The sequence below is a fragment of the Streptomyces sp. JN8 genome, from assembly GCF_055808075.1.
This window is the reverse complement of record NZ_CM147852.1, coordinates 3,026,384-3,045,715: the sequence shown is the minus strand read 5'-3', so window position 1 is coordinate 3,045,715 and position 19,332 is coordinate 3,026,384. Positions and strand designations below refer to the sequence as shown.

At 73.1% G+C, this 19,332-nt stretch carries 17 protein-coding genes and 1 riboswitch; of the genes, 6 read left to right on the top strand and 11 right to left on the bottom strand.

The annotated features are described in order from the left end of the window. Positions 1-84: 84 nt before the first annotated feature. The 6 genes from ACY0MR_RS12995 to def all read left to right on the top strand — a co-directional run bounded on the left by ACY0MR_RS12995 (position 85) and on the right by def (position 5,667). The gene (locus tag ACY0MR_RS12995) at positions 85-741 is read left to right on the top strand and encodes a sigma-70 family RNA polymerase sigma factor (RefSeq protein ID WP_187282890.1); all 657 of its coding nucleotides are present in this window, start codon (positions 85-87) and stop codon (positions 739-741) included. Then, the gene (rsrA, locus tag ACY0MR_RS12990) at positions 738-1,055 is read left to right on the top strand and encodes a mycothiol system anti-sigma-R factor (protein WP_361850237.1); all 318 of its coding nucleotides are present in this window, start codon (positions 738-740) and stop codon (positions 1,053-1,055) included. Before ACY0MR_RS12995 ends, rsrA begins: the two co-directional genes overlap by 4 nt. Positions 1,056-1,199: 144 nt before the next feature. After that, on the top strand, positions 1,200-2,618 hold the full coding sequence (locus ACY0MR_RS12985) for an HD-GYP domain-containing protein (protein WP_473561781.1): 1,419 nt from the start codon (positions 1,200-1,202) through the stop codon (positions 2,616-2,618). After that, positions 2,615-3,907, top strand: a complete 1,293-nt coding sequence (locus tag ACY0MR_RS12980; RefSeq protein ID WP_361850235.1) for an HD domain-containing protein — start codon at positions 2,615-2,617, stop codon at positions 3,905-3,907. Before ACY0MR_RS12985 ends, ACY0MR_RS12980 begins: the two co-directional genes overlap by 4 nt. A gap of 79 nt (positions 3,908-3,986) precedes the next feature. Continuing rightward, positions 3,987-4,967, top strand: a complete 981-nt coding sequence (locus tag ACY0MR_RS12975) for a tetratricopeptide repeat protein (protein ID WP_361850233.1) — start codon at positions 3,987-3,989, stop codon at positions 4,965-4,967. Positions 4,968-5,034: 67 nt separating this feature from the next. Beyond that, on the top strand, positions 5,035-5,667 hold the full coding sequence (gene def, locus ACY0MR_RS12970) for a peptide deformylase (RefSeq protein ID WP_388793319.1): 633 nt from the start codon (positions 5,035-5,037) through the stop codon (positions 5,665-5,667). Between the two features lie 68 nt (positions 5,668-5,735). On the opposite strand, the gene ACY0MR_RS12965 is transcribed toward def, so the two are convergent. The 11 genes from ACY0MR_RS12965 to ACY0MR_RS12915 form a co-directional block, all read right to left on the bottom strand. Beyond that, the gene (locus ACY0MR_RS12965; RefSeq protein WP_055600924.1) at positions 5,736-6,752 is read right to left on the bottom strand and encodes a ribonucleotide-diphosphate reductase subunit beta; all 1,017 of its coding nucleotides are present in this window, start codon (positions 6,750-6,752) and stop codon (positions 5,736-5,738) included. Continuing rightward, the gene (locus ACY0MR_RS12960; RefSeq protein ID WP_388793325.1) at positions 6,752-9,130 is read right to left on the bottom strand and encodes a ribonucleoside-diphosphate reductase subunit alpha; all 2,379 of its coding nucleotides are present in this window, start codon (positions 9,128-9,130) and stop codon (positions 6,752-6,754) included. Before ACY0MR_RS12960 ends, ACY0MR_RS12965 begins: the two co-directional genes overlap by 1 nt. A gap of 132 nt (positions 9,131-9,262) precedes the next feature. Continuing rightward, positions 9,263-9,394, bottom strand: a riboswitch (cobalamin riboswitch). A gap of 55 nt (positions 9,395-9,449) precedes the next feature. Then, entirely contained in the window at positions 9,450-9,950 is a 501-nt protein-coding gene (locus tag ACY0MR_RS12955) for a GNAT family N-acetyltransferase (RefSeq protein ID WP_388793328.1), read from the bottom strand. A gap of 121 nt (positions 9,951-10,071) precedes the next feature. After that, a complete protein-coding gene (gene mctP / locus ACY0MR_RS12950; protein ID WP_388793330.1) occupies positions 10,072-11,697 on the bottom strand; it encodes a monocarboxylate uptake permease MctP in 1,626 nt (541 codons plus the stop codon). After that, complete coding sequence (locus ACY0MR_RS12945) at positions 11,694-11,948, bottom strand: DUF3311 domain-containing protein (RefSeq protein ID WP_361850221.1); 255 nt, start codon at positions 11,946-11,948, stop codon at positions 11,694-11,696. Before ACY0MR_RS12945 ends, mctP begins: the two co-directional genes overlap by 4 nt. Positions 11,949-12,112: 164 nt before the next feature. Further along, positions 12,113-13,096, bottom strand: a complete 984-nt coding sequence (locus ACY0MR_RS12940; RefSeq protein WP_361850219.1) for a LuxR C-terminal-related transcriptional regulator — start codon at positions 13,094-13,096, stop codon at positions 12,113-12,115. 91 nt (positions 13,097-13,187) lie between these two features. Beyond that, positions 13,188-15,167 (bottom strand): MMPL family transporter, encoded by a 1,980-nt coding sequence (locus ACY0MR_RS12935; protein ID WP_473560810.1) that lies wholly within the window; start codon positions 15,165-15,167, stop codon positions 13,188-13,190. Then, on the bottom strand, positions 15,157-16,122 hold the full coding sequence (locus ACY0MR_RS12930) for an aldo/keto reductase (protein ID WP_388793334.1): 966 nt from the start codon (positions 16,120-16,122) through the stop codon (positions 15,157-15,159). Before ACY0MR_RS12930 ends, ACY0MR_RS12935 begins: the two co-directional genes overlap by 11 nt. A 34-nt stretch (positions 16,123-16,156) precedes the next feature. Further along, a complete protein-coding gene (locus ACY0MR_RS12925) occupies positions 16,157-17,137 on the bottom strand; it encodes an endonuclease/exonuclease/phosphatase family protein (RefSeq protein WP_388793336.1) in 981 nt (326 codons plus the stop codon). Next, positions 17,134-18,258: an endonuclease/exonuclease/phosphatase family protein gene (locus tag ACY0MR_RS12920; protein WP_473560808.1), complete on the bottom strand. Its 1,125-nt coding sequence runs from the start codon at positions 18,256-18,258 to the stop codon at positions 17,134-17,136. The genes ACY0MR_RS12925 and ACY0MR_RS12920 overlap by 4 nt, the downstream gene beginning before the upstream one ends. Next, the gene (locus ACY0MR_RS12915) at positions 18,251-19,327 is read right to left on the bottom strand and encodes a glycosyltransferase family 2 protein (RefSeq protein WP_392862139.1); all 1,077 of its coding nucleotides are present in this window, start codon (positions 19,325-19,327) and stop codon (positions 18,251-18,253) included. The genes ACY0MR_RS12920 and ACY0MR_RS12915 overlap by 8 nt, the downstream gene beginning before the upstream one ends. Positions 19,328-19,332: the final 5 nt, after the last annotated feature.

Genomic DNA, 19,332 nt, shown 5'->3' with positions numbered 1-19,332 from the left:
ATTCGGGCGGCGGGCGGAGCGGTTCCTCGTCTATCCTCCGAAACGAGCGGGTCCGCCCTCGGGCTCGCCGCCGCGCTGGAGGAGGTGGGTCCGGTCACTGGGACCGACACAGGGACCGACGACGGCCCCGAGGAGACGACCGAGGAGCGCAACGCGCGCTTCGAGCGGGACGCCCTCGGCTTCCTCGACCAGATGTACTCGGCCGCGCTGCGCATGACGCGCAACCCCGCGGACGCGGAGGACCTGGTGCAGGAGACCTACGCCAAGGCGTACGGATCCTTCCACCAGTTCCGCGAGGGTACGAACCTCAAGGCCTGGCTGTACCGCATCCTCACCAACACCTTCATCAACTCGTACCGGAAGAAGCAGCGCGAACCCCAGCGCAGCGCCGCCGAGGAGATCGAGGACTGGCAGCTCGCGCGCGCCGAGTCGCACATGTCGACCGGTCTGCGCTCCGCCGAGTCGCAGGCGCTCGACCACCTCCCGGACTCCGACGTGAAGGAAGCGCTCCAGGCGATTCCCGAGGAGTTCCGCATCGCCGTCTATCTCGCGGATGTCGAGGGCTTTGCGTACAAGGAGATCGCGGACATCATGGGGACACCCATCGGTACGGTGATGTCACGACTGCACCGGGGACGCCGCCAGCTGCGCGGCATGCTCGAGGACTACGCTCGCGACCGCGGGCTGGTACCCGCGGGCGCCGGAGAGTCGTCGAACGATCTGAAAGGCTCGGGCTCATGAGCTGCGGAGAGCCGCACGAGACGGATTGCTCGGAAGTCCTGGACCATCTGTACGAGTTCCTCGACAACGAGATGCCCGACAGTGACTGCACCAAGTTCGAGGTGCACTTCGAGGAGTGCTCCCCCTGCCTGGAGAAGTACGGCCTGGAGCAGGCCGTGAAGAAGCTCGTCAAGCGCTGCTGCGGCAGCGACGACGTCCCCACCGACCTGCGGTCCAAGGTCATGGGCCGGATCGACCTGATCCGCTCCGGGCACCCGGTGCCCGAGCAGGAGATCACGCCGATCGTGCCGACGACCCCGGCGACCCAGGAGTAGACCTCCCCGCCGGAGCGGGACACGGAGGCCGCCGCGATCCGATCGCGGCGGCCTCCCGCGTATATCAGCTTGTATCACCCGTTGGTGCGAATCCGCTCCAGCCCGCCGCCCCGGACCGCCCGACTCGCTAGCGTGACCCGCGTGATGGGCGTCAAGGTCATTCCGCGCGCGGCCCGCGTGTACATCGGCTGCGCCGTGCTGGGCACCGGGGCGGCCGTCCTGCCCGCCCTCCGCCCCGGCGCGGCCACCCCCTGGGGCACGGTCGCCCTCCTCGCCGCCCTGTCCGCGCTCTGCGAGCTGCCCTCCCGCTGCCGCCTCCTCGGCCGCGCCACCGGCGGATCCGTCCCCTTCGGCGCCGGCTCCTTCTTCCCCGTCCTCCTCGCCGCCGCCCTCCTCCTGCCCCCCGCGGCCGCCGCGCTCACCGCCCTCCCCGGCAGCCTCCTCGCCCGCGTCGAGGAACCCCCGGCCGCCCCCCGCCGCGCCTGGCGGGCCGCCGCCACCGCCCTCGCGGTCTGGGCCGCGGCGCGCACCGCCGAGGCCCTGGGCTGCGCCCGCGCCCTCGGACACGGGCCCGACGCCCCCGACTTCCCGTACGCCCTGCTGCCCGCCGGCGCCGCCGCGCTCGCCTTCTGCCTCGTCCTCACCGCCCTCGACGGCGGCATCCGGGCCACCGCCGACGGCCTGCCGCTGCGGGCCGCCTGGCACGGCCTCCTCGGCCGGGCACTCGCCCCGCACGCCGTGCACGGCCTCGCCGGACTCATGATGGCCGTCCTCTGGCGCAGCACGTACGGGCCGGTGTCGGCCCTCTTCGTGCTCCTCCCCATCCACATCTCCTGCTGGGTCTTCGCCCAGTACCACCGCGAGCGCGCGGCCCACCAGGCCACCATCCGCGCCCTCGTCCAGGCCGTCGACATCAAGGACCGCTACACCCGAGGCCACGGCGAACGCGTCGGCCACGCCTCCGTCCTGATCGCCCGCGAGCTGGGCATGCCCGAGGACCGGCTCGACGTCGTACGGTTCGCCGGCATCCTCCACGACGTCGGCAAACTCGGCGTCCCCACCCGGATCCTCCGCAAGGACGGGCCCCTCACCCCCGAGGAGCGCCGGATCATCGAGCTGCACCCCGAGTACGGCCACGAGATCGTCCGCGGCATCGGCTTCCTCGGCGAGGCGCGGGGCGCGATCCTCCACCACCACGAGCGCATGGACGGCAGCGGCTACCCCTACGGCCTGCGCGGCGACGAGATCCCCGAGTACGCCCGGATGGTGGCCGTCGCCGACGCCTTCGACGCCATGACCTCCACCCGCTCCTACAGCCGGGCCCGCCCGGTGCCGACCGCCGTCGCCGAACTGGAGCGGTGCGCCGGCAGCCACTTCGACGCCACCATGGTCGCCGCCCTCGTCCGCGCCCTCGACCGGCACGGCTGGCAGCCCGCCGTCACCGCCGACGAGACCCTCCCGGCCGGCCCGCCCGGCGGGAACCTGCCCCCGCCGCGCGGAACCGGCACGCCGGGCCGGGCACCCGGAGCCGCCGAGGGCCCCCGGTCCAGGGAGCGCGCATGAGACCCGGCGCCCCCACCGTCGGAGCCGTCCGCGGAGCGGCCCTCCTGCTGAGCCTCGCCGGATTCGCCTCCACCCTCTGGTACGGCGTCGACGAACCCGGCAACGCCCTCGCCTTCGGCACCCTCGTCGCCCTCGGCGAACTCACCCGCTGGGGCACCGCACCCGCCGCCGGAGCCCTCCCCGCGCGCGAGACCCCGGGCGCCGGCGAACCCGCCCCGCTCGCCGCCGCCGGGGCCCTCGCCTACGCCCTGCTCGGGTCCAGCGCCGGCACCGCCACCACCCACGGCGTCCTCCAGATCGTCGCCGTCGTCGTCGCCGCGGGCCTCGCCGGAATCGTCCCCCACCTCGCCCGGGGCCGGGAGCCCGGCCTCGACCACCTCGCCCGCCGCGTCCTCACCGTCGGCTTCGCCGCGCTCTGCTTCCAGCCCCTGTACAACTCCGGCACCGTCGTCCGGCACCTGGGCGAAGGCCCCGCCTACGCCCTCTTCCTCGTCCTGCTGCTCGGCCTGACCGCCCTGTGCGACGCCGTCCTCGCCGCCCTCCTGCTCCGCGCCCGCACCGGGTTCCCGTACGGCCCCCTCCTCCGCGACGAACTGCGCGCCCTCCGCGGCATCGGCTCCGCCGTCGGCGCCACCGGCACCGTCATGGCACTCGGCGTGGCCGCCGCCGGGCTCTGGGCCCTGCCCGTACTCGCCGTGCCGCTGCTGCTCACCCAGGTCTCCTTCCGGCGGTACGCCGCCGTGCGCACCGTCAACCGGCAGACCATCGCCTCCCTCGCCCGTGCCACCGAGATCGCCGGCTGCACCCCGCCCGGGCACGCCCACCGGGTCGCCGCCCTCAGCGCCGCCGTCGGCCGCGAGCTCGGGCTCTCCGGGACCGAGCTGGCCGTCCTGGAGCACGCGGCCCTCATGCACGACATCGGCCAGCTCTCCCTCGTCGACCCCGTCGCCGGCGGCGCCACCGCCCTGCTGCCCGCCGAGGAGCAGCGCCGGATCGCCCTGCTGGGCGGCGAGGTCGTCCGCAGGACCGGGGTCCCCGAGGCCGTCGCCGTGGTCGTGGAGCGGCAGGCCGACCCGTACCGTGAGCAGCCGCTGCCCGCCCGGATCGTCCGGACCGTGAACGCCTACGACGACCTCGCGGGAGGCGAGGGGGCGGCCGCCGCCCTCGACGCCCTGGAGCGGCTCCGGCTCGGCATCGCCCGCGACCACCACCCGGACGTCGTCGAATGCCTGGCCAGGGTCCTGGCGCGGGGCGGAGCGACTGGGGTGACCTCCGTCGCTACGGGGTAACCCATGGGTAATGAGCGCGCGTCCGACCGGGCATGGTTGGATGCGAACAAGAGGGTGAAGCGACCGGCAGGCGGGAATCGTGAAGATCTTCGGGAAGGTACGGCATCGGCCCTCCGCCTCATGGCGGCAGGCCACGGACCGCGCGTTCACGCTGATCGGCGACGGCCGGTACGAGGACGCGGGCGCACTCCTGACACGCGCGGCGGACCTGGAGCCCTGGCTCTCCGAGTCCTGGTTCAACCTGGCGCTGCTGCACAAGTTCCGGCACGACTGGGAGCAGGCGCGGGCCGCCGGGCTCCGTGCCGTCGCGCTGCTCGACAAGGAGAGCGGCGCCCCCGACTGGTGGAACGTGGGCATCGCCGCGACCGCGCTCCAGGACTGGCCGCTGGCCCGCCGGGCCTGGCAGGCGTACGGACTGAAGGTGCCGGGCGCCGCCGCGGGCACCGGCGAGCCCGCCGGCATGGAGCTGGGCAGCGCCGCCGTCCGGCTCTCGCCCGAGGGCGAGGCCGAGGTCGTGTGGGGCCGCCGGCTCGACCCGGCCCGCATCGAGGTCCTCTCCATCCCGCTGCCGTCCTCGGGGCGCCGCTGGGGCGAGGTGGTCCTCCACGACGGCGTGCCGAACGGCGAGCGCACCACCACGGCCGGGCCCGCCTACCCGGTCTTCGACGAGATCGAGCTGTGGGCCCCCTCTCCGGTCCCCACCTGGGTGGTCCTCCTGGAGGCGGCCACCGAGGCCGACCGGGACGCCCTGGAGCAGCTGGCCGCGGAAGCGGGGTTCGCCGCCGAGGACTGGTCGTCCTCCGTGCGGCTGCTCTGCCGGGCCTGCTCCGAGTCGACCATGCCGAGTGCCGAGGGCGAGGGCGAGCACTCCGACCCCCACGACCACAGCGAGCCGGGCCATCCCGGGCCGCTCGGACACCGCTCGCCCGGCGAGCTGTGGGTCCCCGAGCGGGAGTGCGGCATCGCGGCTCCCGCGGGCCTGGTCCGCGGGCTCCTCGACGGCTGGGTGGCGGACAGCCCCGACAGCCGCGAGTGGCGGGATCTCGAAGAGGTCTGCTGAGCGGACGCCGGGGGGCCCGTAGGCTGTCCTCCGACGGAATCGGGTTTTCAGGAAGGCGCGGCCGGACATGGCGCAGCAGGAGACGGACGAGCAGACGATCAACGACGGCTTCGTCGTGGACACGGAGGACTGCGAGGCGCGCGAGCTCGCCCACCGCGAGCGCGGAACGGCCCGTCCGATCACGGTGGTCGGCAACCCGGTGCTCCACAAGGAGTGCAAGGACGTCACCGAGTTCGACGACTCGCTCGCGGCGCTGATCGACGACATGTTCGCCAGCCAGAAGGCCGCCGAGGGCGTGGGCCTGGCCGCGAACCAGATCGGTGTGGACCTCAAGGTCTTCGTGTACGACTGCCCGGACGACGAGGGCGCCCGGCACACCGGCGTCGTGGTCAACCCGGTCCTCCAGGAGCTCCCGGCCGAGGCGCGCGTCCTCGACGAGTCCAACGAGGGCTGCCTCTCCGTGCCGACCGCCTACGCCGAGCTGGCCCGCCCCGACTACGCGGAGGTCCACGGCCAGGACGCGCAGGGCAACCCGATCAAGGTGCGCGGCACGGGCTACTTCGCCCGCTGCCTCCAGCACGAGACGGACCACCTGTACGGCTACCTGTACATCGACCGCCTCTCCAAGCGGGACCGCAAGGACGCCCTGCGCCAGATGGAGGAGGGCACCCCCCGCTACGAGACGGTGCCGAACGCCTGATCGCCCGCGCCGTACGAGAGGGGCCCCGCACTCGACCGAGTGCGGGGCCCCTCTCGTCGCGCCGGGTCCTAGAAGTCCTCGTCCAGGTCCACCGAGCCCTCGACCGCCACCTGGTAGGCGGACGGACGGCGCTCGAAGAAGTTGGTGAGCTCCTGGACGCCCTGGAGCTCCATGAACGAGAACGGGTTCTCGGAGCCGTACACCGGGGCGAAGCCGAGGCGCTGGAGGCGCTGGTCGGCGACGCACTGGAGGTACTCGCGCATCGACTCGGTGTTCATGCCGGGCAGGCCGTCGCCGCACAGGTCGCGGCCGAACTGGAGCTCCGCCTCGACGGCCTCCTTCAGCATGTCCGTGACCTGCTGCTGGAGCGCGTCGTCGAAGAGCTCGGGCTCCTCCTTGCGGACGGTGTCCACGACCTCGAAGGCGAAGTTCATGTGCATCGTCTCGTCACGGAACACCCAGTTGGTGCCGGTCGCGAGGCCGTGGAGCAGACCGCGGGACCGGAACCAGTACACGTAGGCGAAGGCGCCGTAGAAGAACAGGCCCTCGATGCACGCGGCGAAGCAGATCAGGTTGAGCAGGAAGCGGCGGCGGTCGGCGGCCGTCTCCAGGCGCTCGATCTTCTCGACCGAGTCCATCCACTTGAAGCAGAACTGGGCCTTCTCGCGGATGGAGGGGATCTCCTCGACCGCGTCGAACGCTGCGGCGCGGTCGTCCGGGTCGGGCAGGTAGGTGTCGAGCAGCGTCAGGTAGAACTGGACGTGCACGGCCTCCTCGAACAGCTGGCGCGACAGGTACAGGCGCGCCTCCGGGGAGTTGATGTGCTTGTAGAGCGTCAGCACCAGGTTGTTCGAGACGATCGAGTCGCCGGTCGCGAAGAACGCGACCAGGCGGCCGATCATGTGCTGCTCGGCCGGCGTGAGCTTGGCGAGGTCGGCGACGTCCGAGTGGAGGTCGACCTCCTCCACGGTCCAGGTGTTCTTGATCGCGTCCCGGTAGCGCTCGTAGAAGTCCGGGTAGCGCATCGGACGGAGGGTCAGCTCGAAGCCCGGGTCGAGGAGGTTCTTCTTCTCGTTGGTGCTCATTACTGGCAGGCCTCGCAGGACTCGGGGTTCTCAAGGGAGCAGGCGAGGGCGTCCGCGTCGGGAGTCGCCTGCTGGACGGGGATGGTGGCGGCGGCCGGCGTCGCGGCCTGGGCGGCGCGGGCGATCCGGGTCGCCGGACGGGAGCGCAGGTAGTACGTCGTCTTCAGACCCTGCTTCCAGGCGTACGCGTACATCGACGACAGCTTGCCGATGGTCGGCGTCTCCAGGAACAGGTTCAGCGACTGCGACTGGTCCAGGAACGGGGTCCGGGCGGCGGCCATGTCGATGAGACCGCGCTGCGGGATCTCCCAGGCCGTGCGGTACAGCTCGCGCACCTCGGCCGGGACCCAGGTGAAGCCGGCCACCGAGCCGTTGGAGTCGCGCAGCGCCTCACGGGTCTGCGCGTCCCACACGCCGAGCTTCTTCAGCTCGTCGACGAGGTACGAGTTGACCTGGAGGAACTCGCCGGACAGCGTCTCGCGCTTGAAGAGGTTGGAGACCTGGGGCTCGATGCACTCGTAGACGCCGGCGATCGAGGCGATCGTCGCGGTCGGCGCGATGGCGAGGAGCAGGCTGTTGCGCATGCCGGTGACGGCGATCCGCTCGCGCAGCGCGGCCCAGCGCTCGGGCCAGTTGAGCTCCACGTCGTAGTGGTCGGGGTGCAGCACGCCGCGGGCGGTGCGGGTCTGCTCCCAGGCGGGGACGGGGCCGTTGCGCTCGGCGAGGTCGGCGGAGGCCTCGTAGGCGGCGAGCATGATGCGCTCGGCGATCCGGGTGGACAGTGCGCGTGCCTCGGCCGAGTCGAACGGCAGCTTCAGCTGGAAGAAGACGTCCTGGAGGCCCATGGCGCCCAGGCCGACCGGACGCCAGCGGGCGTTGGAGCGGCCCGCCTGCTCGGTCGGGTAGAAGTTGATGTCGACGACCCGGTCGAGGAAGGTGACGGCCGTGCGGACGGTGGCGTCGAGGCGCTCCCAGTCGATGTCCCCGCCGGTCACGAAGGACCCGAGGTTGACCGAGCCGAGGTTGCAGACGGCCGTCTCGCCGTCGTTCGTGACCTCGATGATCTCGGTGCAGAGGTTCGAGGAGTGGACGACGGTGCCCGGCTCGGCCGTCTGGTTGGCGGTCCGGTTCGAGGCGTCCTTGAAGGTCATCCAGCCGTTGCCGGTCTGGGCCAGGGTCCGCATCATCCGGCCGTACAGGTCGCGGGCCGGCATCGTCTTGCGGGCCAGGCCGGCGGCCTCGGCCTTGCGGTAGGCGGCGTCGAACTCCTCGCCCCACAGGTCGACCAGCTCGGGCACGTCCGCCGGGGAGAACAGCGACCACTCGCCGTCGGCGTTGACCCGGCGCATGAACTCGTCCGGGATCCAGTGCGCGAGGTTGAGGTTGTGCGTGCGGCGCTGGTCCTCGCCGGTGTTGTCGCGGAGCTCCAGGAACTCCTCGATGTCCGCGTGCCAGGTCTCCAGGTAGACGGCGGCGGCGCCCTTGCGGCGGCCGCCCTGGTTCACCGCGGCGACGGAGGCGTCGAGGGTCTTCAGGAACGGGACGATGCCGTTGGAGTGCCCGTTGGTGCCGCGGATCAGCGAACCGCGGGCCCGGATGCGGGAGTAGGAGAGGCCGATGCCGCCGGCGTGCTTCGAGAGGCGCGCGACCTGGTGGTAGCGGTCGTAGATGGAGTCCAGCTCGTCCTGGGGGGAGTCCAGGAGGTAGCAGGAGGACATCTGCGGGTGGCGGGTGCCGGAGTTGAAGAGCGTGGGGGAGGACGGCAGGTAGTCGAGCCGGCTCATCAGGCCGTAGAGGGCGGCGACCTCGTCGAGCGCGCGGACGCTGTCGTCCTCGGCGAGGCCGCAGGCCACGCGGAGCATGAAGTGCTGGGGGGTCTCGATCACCTTGCGGGTGATCGGGTGGCGCAGCAGGTAGCGCGAGTAGAGGGTGCGCAGGCCGAAGTAGCCGAAGCGGTCGTCGCCGGCCGCGTCGATCGTCGAGTCGAGCCGGTCCGCGTGCTGCGCCACGAACTCCGCGGTGCGGTCGGCGATCAGGCCCTCGCGGTGGCCGACGGCGACGGAGGCCGAGAAGGAGAACGAGCCCTGGCTCGCGGCCTCGTCGGCGATGGTGATGGTCAGGAGCCGGGCGGCGAGCCGGGAGTACGCCGGGTCCTCGGCGATCAGACCCGCGGCCGCCTCGGTGGCCAGCTCGCGCAGTTCCGCCTCGTCCGCGGCGGCGCTGCGGCCGCGGAGCGCGGCGGCGGCGACCCTGCCGGGGTCGGTGTCGGGGAGGTCGGCGGTGAGGTCGGTCAGGGTCCGCAGCAGCACGGTCCCGGGGCCGTCGCTCTCGACCGCGGAAGCCTCGGCGGAAGCCGGATCGGCAGGCGCGATGGTCACGTGGGGGCTCTCCCTCGCTCGGCTCGGGGCCGCGGCGGGGGGAGGAGGGCACGCGGGGGTCCGGACGCCGGACGCGCTGTGTCCACCGGCCCACTCCGCGAGGCCCGGAAGTCATCGGCACCCGGAACGATCGGACCGGGTGCGCTGCCGGCAGGTCCTCGGACTCACCTCGTCCGAACACGTCGTATCCGTACGAAGCACACCGTTGCGGGACAGTTCCGGATTCGCGCCGGATTCCCCTGCGTCGACAGCGAGCACGAGCATACATGTGGGGGGCTCCGCTTGCGGAACCCCCCACATGTTGTGTCGCGCCGGGGAGTCAGAACTCCAGGGCGTAGGTGCGCAGAGAGTGATCGGGGATCGGTTCCCAGTCCCGGTGGGGCGTGCGGACGAAGCCCAGGCGCTCGTAGATCCGGTGCGCGGAGACCATCGTGGCGTCCGTGGACAACACGATGCGGCGGCACCCCGGGAGGGCCTGCGCCCGCTCGATGCAGGCCCGTACGAGGGCCTCCCCGACGCCCCGGCCGCGGGCCTCCCGGGAGACCACGAGCATCCGGAACTCGGCCTCGCCGTCCACGGCGATGTCCGCCCACGGGGTGTTGCCGGTGGCGAAGGTCACCCCGCCGAGCAGCCGGTCGTCGGCGTCCTCGGCGAGCAGCACCTCGCTCTCCCGGGCCCGCCGGGCCGTGTCCCGGAGCACGTGCAGATACGAGTCCTCCGCCCCGTACTTCAGCAGCCCGTCGCTCAGATAGGTCCCCGCGGTGAGCTCACCCAGCGCCTCGTAGTCCTCGGGCCGTACCGCCCTGATCGTGAAGTCCATGAGGGCAGTGTGCCTCCGGCGGGCCGACCGGCGTCAGGGCGGTCCACGGGACGGGCCGCCCCGCCTCCGGGGAGGCGGGGCGGCCCGTGGGTGCCGCGACGGCCGGGGTCCGGCCGGGCGGTCAGTGGGTCTCGGCTCCCACCTTCGGGAGCTTCGTGTCGACCCCGCGGTCGCCCGCGTCGGCCGTGTAGTCCTCCGGGGAGGTCTCGTCGACGCCCTCGGGGGCCTTCACGGCCTTGAGGACGAAGGTCAGGACGACCGTGACGAGGACGTTGAGGAGGAAGGCGGTGAGACCGATGTAGCCGATCTCGCCGATGCCCGGGATCTCGGCGGAGGAGCCGCCGAAGTGCTTCTGGGTCGGGCTGGCGACCCCGTACGCGGCGACCGTGCCGTAGACCATGCCGACGGCCCAGCCGCCGAGCAGCGCCCAGCGGTGGAACCAGCGGGTGAACAGGCCGCCGACGAGGGCCGGGAAGGTCTGCAGGATCCAGATGCCGCCGAGCAGCTGGAAGTTGATCGCGACCGTCTTGTCCATGGTGAGGACGAAGGCGAGGGCGCCGACCTTCACGAGGAGCGAGACCAGCTTGGAGACCTTGGTCTCCTGGGCCGGGGTCGCGTCCGGCTTGATGAAGTCCTTGTAGATGTTCCTCGTGAAGAGGTTGGCCGCGGCGATCGACATGATCGCCGCCGGGACGAGCGCGCCGATGCCGATGGCGGCGAACGCGACGCCCGCGAACCAGTCGGGGAACATCGTCTCGAACAGCTGCGGGATGGCGAGCTGGCCGTTCTTCACCTGGATGCCGGCGGCGATCGCCATGAAGCCGAGCAGCGCGAGCAGACCCAGCATCAGCGAGTACAGCGGCAGGATCGTGGTGTTGCGGCGGATGACCTCGCGGCTCCGGGACGACAGGGTCGCCGTGATGGAGTGCGGGTACATGAAGAGCGCGAGCGCCGAGCCGAGCGCCAGGGTCGCGTAGGTCCACTGGCCGGCCTCGCCCGGGACGAGCGAGCCCCGCGGCTTGTCGGTCGCCGGGTTGACCTGCGCGTAGGCCTCGCCCGCCTTGGCGAAGATCTCGTCGAAGCCGCCCAGCTTGATCGGGATGTAGATGATCGCCACCGCGATGACGATGTAGATCAGGGTGTCCTTGACGAAGGCGATGAGCGCCGGGGCGCGCAGACCCGAGGAGTAGGTGTAGGCCGCGAGGACGCCGAAGGCGATGAGCAGCGGCAGGTCCTTGATGAACCAGTGGGTGTTCTCGCCGCCGCCGACGCCCATCACGTCCAGGACGGCCTGGATGCCGACGAGCTGGAGCGCGATGTACGGCATGGTGGCGAGGATGCCGGTCACCGCCACCGCGAGGGACAGGCCCTTGGAGCCGAAGCGGCCGCGCACGAAGTCCGAGGTGGTGACGTACCCGTGCTTGTGCGAGACGGACCAGAGCCGCGGCAGGAAGGTGAAGATCAGCGGGTAGACCAGGATCGTGTACGGCACGGCGAAGAAGCCGGCCGCGCCCGCCGCGTAGATGGCCGCCGGGACGGCGACGAAGGTGTACGCGGTGTAGAGGTCGCCGCCGAGCAGGAACCAGGTCACCCAGGTGCCGAACGACCGGCCGCCCAGGCCCCACTCGTCGAGGCTGTGCTCGTTCTCGGCCTTGCGCCAGCGCGCGGCCAGGAAGCCCATGACCGTGACGGCCAGGAAGAAGAAGATGAAGACGGCGAGTGCGACGCCGTTCACGCCGTCCTTCATCGCGCGTCACCGCCCTTGCGGCCGCGCTGGTCCAGCTGCCAGAGCTTGTACGCCACCATGGTGAGCGCGGTGGACACCAGCACCCAGAGCATCTGGTACCAGTAGAAGAACGGGATGCCCGCGAAGAGCGGTTCGACCTTCGCGTACGAGCCCACCCAGAGCATCGCCACGAACGGCGCGAACAGACAGAGCGCGATCACCACCCTCAGGGGCGTGATGGTGGGTTGTTTCCGTTGTGTCGCTTCTGACATGGCGATTCCGGTCCCCTCACTGATCACCTCGGTAATGCTGGGGAAATCTAGGGGACGGTTCCGCTGCACGGAACCCCTGTCCGCATAACGGATGGGACTCCGTCAGCTGTGCGTGTGGGAGCGGTCCCCCGGCACGGGGCGGGACGGGGGTCAGGCGACAGGCCCTAGAGCCAGCCCTCCTTGGCGGCCCGCACGCCCGCCTCGAACCGGCTGCGCGCGCCGAGCCGGTTCATCAGTTCGGAGCTCATCCGGCGCACGGTCCGCAGCGACACCCCGAGCCGCCGGGCGGCGATGTCGTCGGTGCAGCCGATGCCGAGCAGCATGAGCAACTCCCGCTCCTGCGGCGAGAGGTCGTGCGCGTCGCGGCGCGGGCTCTCGCCGAACGGCGTGCCCGCGTCCCACAGCCGGTCGAAGAGCACCAGGAGCGCGTGTACCAGGCCGGGGCTGCGGACCTCCAGGGCGCCCGCCCGCCCGTCCTCGGGATCCACCGGGACCAGCGCGGCCTCCCGGTCGACGATCACCATGAGCATCGGCACCACGGGCACCGTCCGCGCCTCGCCGCCGAGGTCGCAGTACCAGCGCACGTACTCGACGGTCGGCGGGTCGTTGCGGAAGCTCTCCTGGTAGATCGAGCGGATCCGCACACCGCGTTCCAGGGCGAGTTGGTCGAGCGGCTGGCTCGCGTCCATGGTGTCGGGGAGCTGCGCCCCGCCGGGGAGCAGCGAGAGGCACTCGGTCCTGGCGTTCGCGGCCAGGTCCTCCAGGCGCTCCCGGACGTTGTCGAGGCCGGTGATGCGGTCCACCAGGTCGTGCCGCACGCCCGGTTCGGCGTGGTCGGCGTACGAGGCGAGGATGCCGGCCACGGCCCGGCCGGCCTGCTCGACCTGGCGCTTCCGCTTGCTCAGCTCGGCCTCGGCCCGGGACAGCAGGAAGGAGAAGCCGACGTCCGGATGGAAGGGTTCGACCTCGCCGGACGAGTCGTCCATCAGGACCAGCTTGAGGTCCGCGAGGCAGGCGAGCGCCTCGCGGACCTCGGGCTCGGGGCGGCCCAGCTGGGCCGCCATCTCCGCCACGTCGAACTCGGGTCGCTCCAGCAGCAAGCGGTAGACGGCCTCCGTCGACTCCTTTATGCCGAGCGCCTCCAGCATCCCCTGTCTCCCCCTCGTCACGTTCCGTACCGCGACCGCCCCGCATTCGTGATCGCGGTCGTCGATGCTAAGCGGGAGAACCCGTCTAGGTCTAGACCAATTGGAGTGAACTCCGGGATGTGGGACGGGCCGGGACCGCGGGCGGGGTGCGGCGGCGTCCGGCCGCCGCGTCGAGCACCGCCGCCATCGCGAACCCCGACACCAGCAGCGCCAGTTCGACCTGCGGACCGATCCCGACCGCGAGCACCGCGAGCGCGCCCGCGCCCGCCGCCGCGAGCCCCGCCCCCGGGGGGCCGCCCGCCGCCGACGCCACCGAGCGGTCGAGCGACACGCAGAAGGCGAACACCCCGACGACCAGGGGGACCCAGCCGGTGACCGCCCCGGTGCCGGCCGGACCCCATTGCCACAGCACGGTCAGCGCGCCGGCCGAGGCGAGGGCGGCCAGGACGGCGCGGAGCACGGCGCCGGCCGCCGCCCCCGCACCCGGGAAGCCGGACGGCACCGGGAGCAGGACCAGAACGGCCAGGGCGGCGAGGGCGGCCGCGGGGACCGCGAAGGGCAGCAGCCCGTAGACCCCGTCCACCAGATCGCGGTCGACCACGCCCGAACCGCCGACCGCCGCGGATGCGGGCCCCGCCGCGAAGGCCGACCGCACCGCCGACACCGTCGCCGCGCCCGCCGCCGTCATCGGCTCCTCCTCCGGGACGACCACCACCACGGCCGTGCCGTCGCGCCGCCACTCGTCGCCGCGCGGCGCCGCCGCGAGCAGCACCCCCGGCACCCGGGCCGCCCGCGCGGCCGCCGCCCGCGGATCGGCGCCCTCGGGGAGCAGGACCTCCAGGGGGTTGAGGACCCCCGAGGGCACCCCGGCCGCCGCCAGCCGGTCCAGGCCGTCGCGGGCCGGGCCGCTCGCCACCAGGGCGGTCGCCTCCGGATTGCCCACCCGCAGCTGCGTGGCCGCGCCGGCCGCGAGGACGAGGAGGATCAGACCGCACACCGCGGGCACCGGACCCGAACGTCCTCCGCCCCGCCCCGCCGCCCCCGCGGCCCGGGGCGACCGCCCCGCCGCCGCGGGCCCCTCCGTCCGCCGCGACCGCGTCGACCGCGTCGCCACCGAGCGGAGCACCGGCACCAGGGTCAGGGCCGCCGCCGTGCCCACCGACCACACCGCCAGCCCCGCGACCCCGACCGAGCGCAGGAACGACGCGGGGAAGAGGGCCAGGACCGCGCAGGCCGCCGCCCCCGCCGCACCGGCCGCCGCCGCCGACCGCTCGCCCGCGCCCGGCGGCTGGGCCCACCGGTGCACGGCGAGCACCAGGGCCGTCACCGGCACCAGGTAGACCACGACGAAACTGATCTCGGTGAACCCGGCCACCGCCTCCACCAGGACCAGCGCCCCCACCGACGTCACCCCGGCGAGCAGCAGCGGCGCGAGGACTCCCGCCGCCGAGCGGAACACCGCCGCCAGCAGCACCAGCAGCCCGAGCGCGCACGCCGCCTTCACCGCCAGGGCCACCGGCCCCGGCCCCGCCACCGCGCTGTCGTGCTGGAGCGGGAGCACCCCGGTCACCTCGACCCGGGCCTCCGGCAGCGCCGACCGCAGATCCGCGCGCAGGGCGACCGCCGCCTCCTCCACGGCCGTGAGCCCCGCGAGGTCCGGCTCGCCGGCGCCCGGGTACACCAGCGCGTACACCGTGCGGCCGTCCCCGCCCAGGAACCCCTCGTCGCCCGTGCCCGCGTACGAGACCGTCCGCGCGCCCGGGCCCGCCGCGTGCCGGACGGCGTCGCCGAACCGCCCCGCCGCGCCCGGGGCGCGCACGTCGGCGCCCGCCGGCCAGCTCGCGACCGCGACCAGCGGGGCGACGGCGGCGCCGTTCCCGTAGCGCTCCTGGACCTCCTGGTTCGCGCGGTGGCCCGGCCCGCCCGAGGCCGTGAACGACTGGTCGAGCCGGCCGAGGCACAGCACCGCCACCGCGCCGCCGATCAGCAGCACGAGCAGCCAGGCCACCCCCACGGCCGTCCGGTGGCGGAGCGCGAGATCCCGCGTCCGTGCGGTCAGGTCAGTCGACATCGTCGAGCCGCTTCCTCAGCTCGTCGTCCAGACGCAGCCCGACCGCGCCGAGCGTCTCGTCCAGCTGGGCCGTCGAACTCGCCCCGATCACCGGGAGCACGGGCAGCTCGCCGCCCAGTGCCCAGGCCAGCACCACCTGGTTGGCGGTCACCCCCAGCTCCGCCGCGACCTCCGCGAGCACCTTCAGGCGCCGCTCCGAACCCTCGTGCCGGTACTGCTCGGGAACCTCCTTGCCGGCATCGGTGTACGCCCCCGTCAGCTGGGTCGTGTACGCCGTGAACGTCAGCTCCGGACGCGTCCCCAGATAGTCGAGCAGCTCCTCCGAGGCATGCGGGTTCACCCCGAACTCCGCACCGGGGCGCGGCCGCAGATAGGTGTACCGCTGCTGCACCGCCGCGTAGTCCGGCACCCCGGCGGCGACCGCCGCGCCCCGCGACTCCTCGATCCGCCAGGCCGCGAAGTTGGAGCAGCCGGCCCGGCCGATCTTCCCCGTGTCCTCCAGCTCGCCGAAGGCGGCCATGGTCTCGGCGACCGGGGTCCGCCGGTCGTCGATGTGCGCGTAGTAGAGGTCGATCCGGTCGGTGCCCAGGTTCCGCAGGCTCTCCTCCACCTGGCGGCGCAGCACCGGGGCCGACAGCCCCTCCGCGCACTCGGGCCAGGCCGAGCCGGGCGGGTCGGGCAGCGCCCCGACCTTGGTGGCCAGCACCATCTCGTCCCGGACGCCCCGGCTGCGCAGCCAGCGGCCGATCAGCAGCTCGCTCTCGGCGCCGGTCGCGCCGGGCTCCCAGAACGCGTAGGTGTTGGCGGTGTCGATGAAGGTGCCGCCGGCCTCGTGGAAGCGGTCGAGGACGGCGAAGGCGGCGGCCTCGTCGATCCGGGTGCCGAACGGCAGGGTGCCCAGGCACAGGGTGCTCACACGGGGGCCCTCGGGGCCGCCCAGGTGGGTGTATTCCATGGTTTCTTCCCTCTTTCTCATCGGTGGGGGGTGCTCACAGGTGGGGGGTGGTGACGGTCAGTTCCTGGACCAGGTGGTCCGACAGGCCCTCCGCCGAGCGGAAGCGGTACGAGCCGACCCGGGCGCCGCCCCCGGTGAACGCCCAGTCGATCCGCCACAGCCGCAGCCGCGCCCGGGCGTTCCAGCTGGCCGGCAGGAGCGAACGGCAGGCGCCGATCGCGTCGCGCAGCGAGCGCGGCATCCGCCGGATGTCCCCGATGGCGGCGCTCGTGTTGAAGTCGCCGGTGACCAGCACCGGGTGGGGGTTGTCCCGCAGGTCGGCGACGAGGGCCGCGTACTCCCGGTCGCGGGCGGCGGCCCGGCGCCGCATGTCCCGCAGGAAGGCCGGACGCAGCGGGTTCATCACGGTCAACTGCACCGGGATGTGGACGTTGTACGTGGACAGGACGCCGGCCCCGACCCGCAGGTCCACCCGGAGCGAGCAGGCGCCGACCGGCACGGGCGGCCCGGCGGGCGGGAACCGGGACAGCGTCACGGAGTTGTTGTCCACGGAGAGGTGGTGCCCGGGGAACGCGGTGCGGATCCGCTCCTCGTCGTCGATGTCCCAGACCTCGCCGCCCTCGAAGCCGTTCAGGTATTCCTGGAGCACGTAGACGTCGGCCGCGAGGGAGCGCAGGAAGGCGTAGAAGCGGTCGGGGTCGCCGCCCTGGTTCCAGTGCTGGGTGTTCCAGGAGACCAGCCGCAGCCCCTCCGCCGGCTCCGGCCGGCGCCCCAGCGCGCGCAGGTTGATCCCGTTCTGCGTCCAGCCCGCGAGCAGGCAGCCCGCGGCGATCGCCCCCGCCGTCCCGCCTCCGGTCGCCGCGGCGGCCGCGAGCAGGACGAGCGGCACGGCGGCGAAGGCGAGCGGGGGCAGCAGGGAGACCGCGAGCCAGGGCCACCAGCGCCCGTTCAGCACCAGGTGCAGGGCGAGGAGGACCGCCCAGACCAGGGCGCAGGACAGCAGCACGTCGGTCACCCGTTCTCCGGCAGGGACACCCACAGGTCCTGCACGGCGTGGTCGGACAGCTTCTCGGGCTCGTTGAACTCGTACCGCTCGGCCTTCGCCCCGTTCCCGGTGAACGCCCAGTCGGTCCGCCAGAAGGGCTTCCAGCCGCCCTCCTCCCAGCTCGTGGGGTACGGGTCGGTGCTCACGTCCGCCGCGTCGTCGAGGCGGTCCCGGAGCGGGTCGAGGTCGGACATCGCGGCGGTCGCGTTGAAGTCGCCGGCCACCACCACCGGGTTGCGGTTGGCGGCCACGTCGGCCTCCAGGCCCGCGTACTGGGCCCGGCGCGGGGCGAACCGCTCCCGCATGTGGCGGTAGAAGGCGACGGACAGCAGCCCGTCCGGCATGCTGTTCCACACCGGCATGTGCACGTTGTAGAACGACACCGTCCGGCCCTTCACCCGCACGTCGGTCCGCAGCACCTTGTTCTCCTTGTACTCCGTCTGCCAGTCCGCGCCCGGCGGCAGGTCGCCGGCCGGGCCCACGGCCGGCTGCCGCAGGATCGGGAAGCGGGAGAGCGTCACCAGTTCGCCGCGGACCGCGACCTCGTAGCCGGGGAACTCCCGGCGCAGCCGCGCCAGGTCGTCGATCGGCAGCTTCCCCTTCCGGTCGGCGGTCACGTGCTGGTACTCGTGCAGCAGGTAGACGTCCGCGTCCTTCGCCTTCAGGAAGGCGTAGAAGTGGTCCTGGGTGCCGAGGAGCTGGTTCCACGAGTTGGTGTTCCAGGCGAAGACCCGTACGGAGTCCGGTCCGGTCCCCGGCTGCGACCGCCACAGGGCCGCCGGGTCGAGGCCCGACTGCCCGAAGCCCACGAGCAGGGCGAGCGCGGCCGCCGCCAGGCTCCGCCGGCGGGCGGCGCCGCGGGCGGGCAGGGAGAGCGCGGCGAGCAGCAGCGGGACCAGGGCGAAGGCGGCCGGTGGCACGATGCCCACCAGGTGCCCGAGCCAGATCCGCCCGTCCGCCGCCCACTCGACGAGGAGGAGGACGAGCCAGCCGAGAGCCGCGCCGAGGGCCAGCCGGCCGCGGCGCCGCCGGGTGGGGGCGACCCGCGCGGTCCCGGCCGGCGCCTCGGGGGGAGCGAGCGTGTCAGCCACGGGACGCCCCCGCGGCCGCCCCCGCGGCCGTGCCCGTGGTTCCCGCCGTGCCCGCCGCCAGGTCCGGCCGGGGCTGCGGGTCGTACAGGTGCCGGAACCGCTTCGAGCAGAGCCACTGCACGCCCGCCACCCCGATCGCCGCGAACACCGTCAGGTTCACCAGGAAGTTGACGGCCACGAAGTACCCCAGGAAGAGCCGCCCCCGGTGCCGCCGCACCTCCCGGTACATGTCCAGGTCGCCCCACACGCCGAGCGCGAACAGCGCGAGCGGCAGCAGCGCCCACACCGCGCCCCACAGCGCCGGCGCCGCGAGCGCGGCCACCGTCAGGGGCGCGGCGAGGCTGGCCCCGGCGCGCGGGCCGGTGACGAAGCCGCCCTGGAGGTGCCGTCTGCCGAGGATGAGCGGGACCGCGAGCCGAGCCCGTGCGAAGACCTTGTCGAGGACGATCCGCACGGTGTCGTCGTGGTCGTGCCGGCCCCGTACCTCCAGGGAGCTCAGCACCGTGTACCGCTCCGAGATGCGGCGCCCGTAGTCCTGGTCCTCGGTGTGCCGCAGGATCGGGTTGAACGGCCCGACCTCGTCGAAGACCCGCCGGGGGATCGCGAGGATCGCCGTGTGGACGGTGTCGATGACCCCCTCGGACCTGAGCAGCAGGTAGTACTGCTGGAGCGAGCGGTACTCCTCGATCAGGCTGTCGCGGATGAGCGGCTCCGGCTCGTAGGTGCCGCAGATCGCCCCGTACCCCTGGCCGGAGTCGAGGAGTTCGACGGACCGGGCGACGGCGTCGGGGTGCATGGCGACGTCGGAGTCGAGGAAGACCAGGACCTCGCCCGAGGACAGTTCGGCGCCGAGGTTGCGGGCGACCGCGACCCCGCTGTTGACGCCGGTGGAGACCACCCGGGCGCCGGCCGCCGCGGCGACGGCGGCGGAGTCGTCGGTGGAGCAGTCGTCGACGACGATGACCTCGACGTTCGGGTACGTCTGGGCGAGGGCCGCCTCGACGCACAGGCCGATCGAGCGGCCGTAGTTGTAGTTGGGGACGATGACGGAGACCAGCGGAGCGGACATGATCG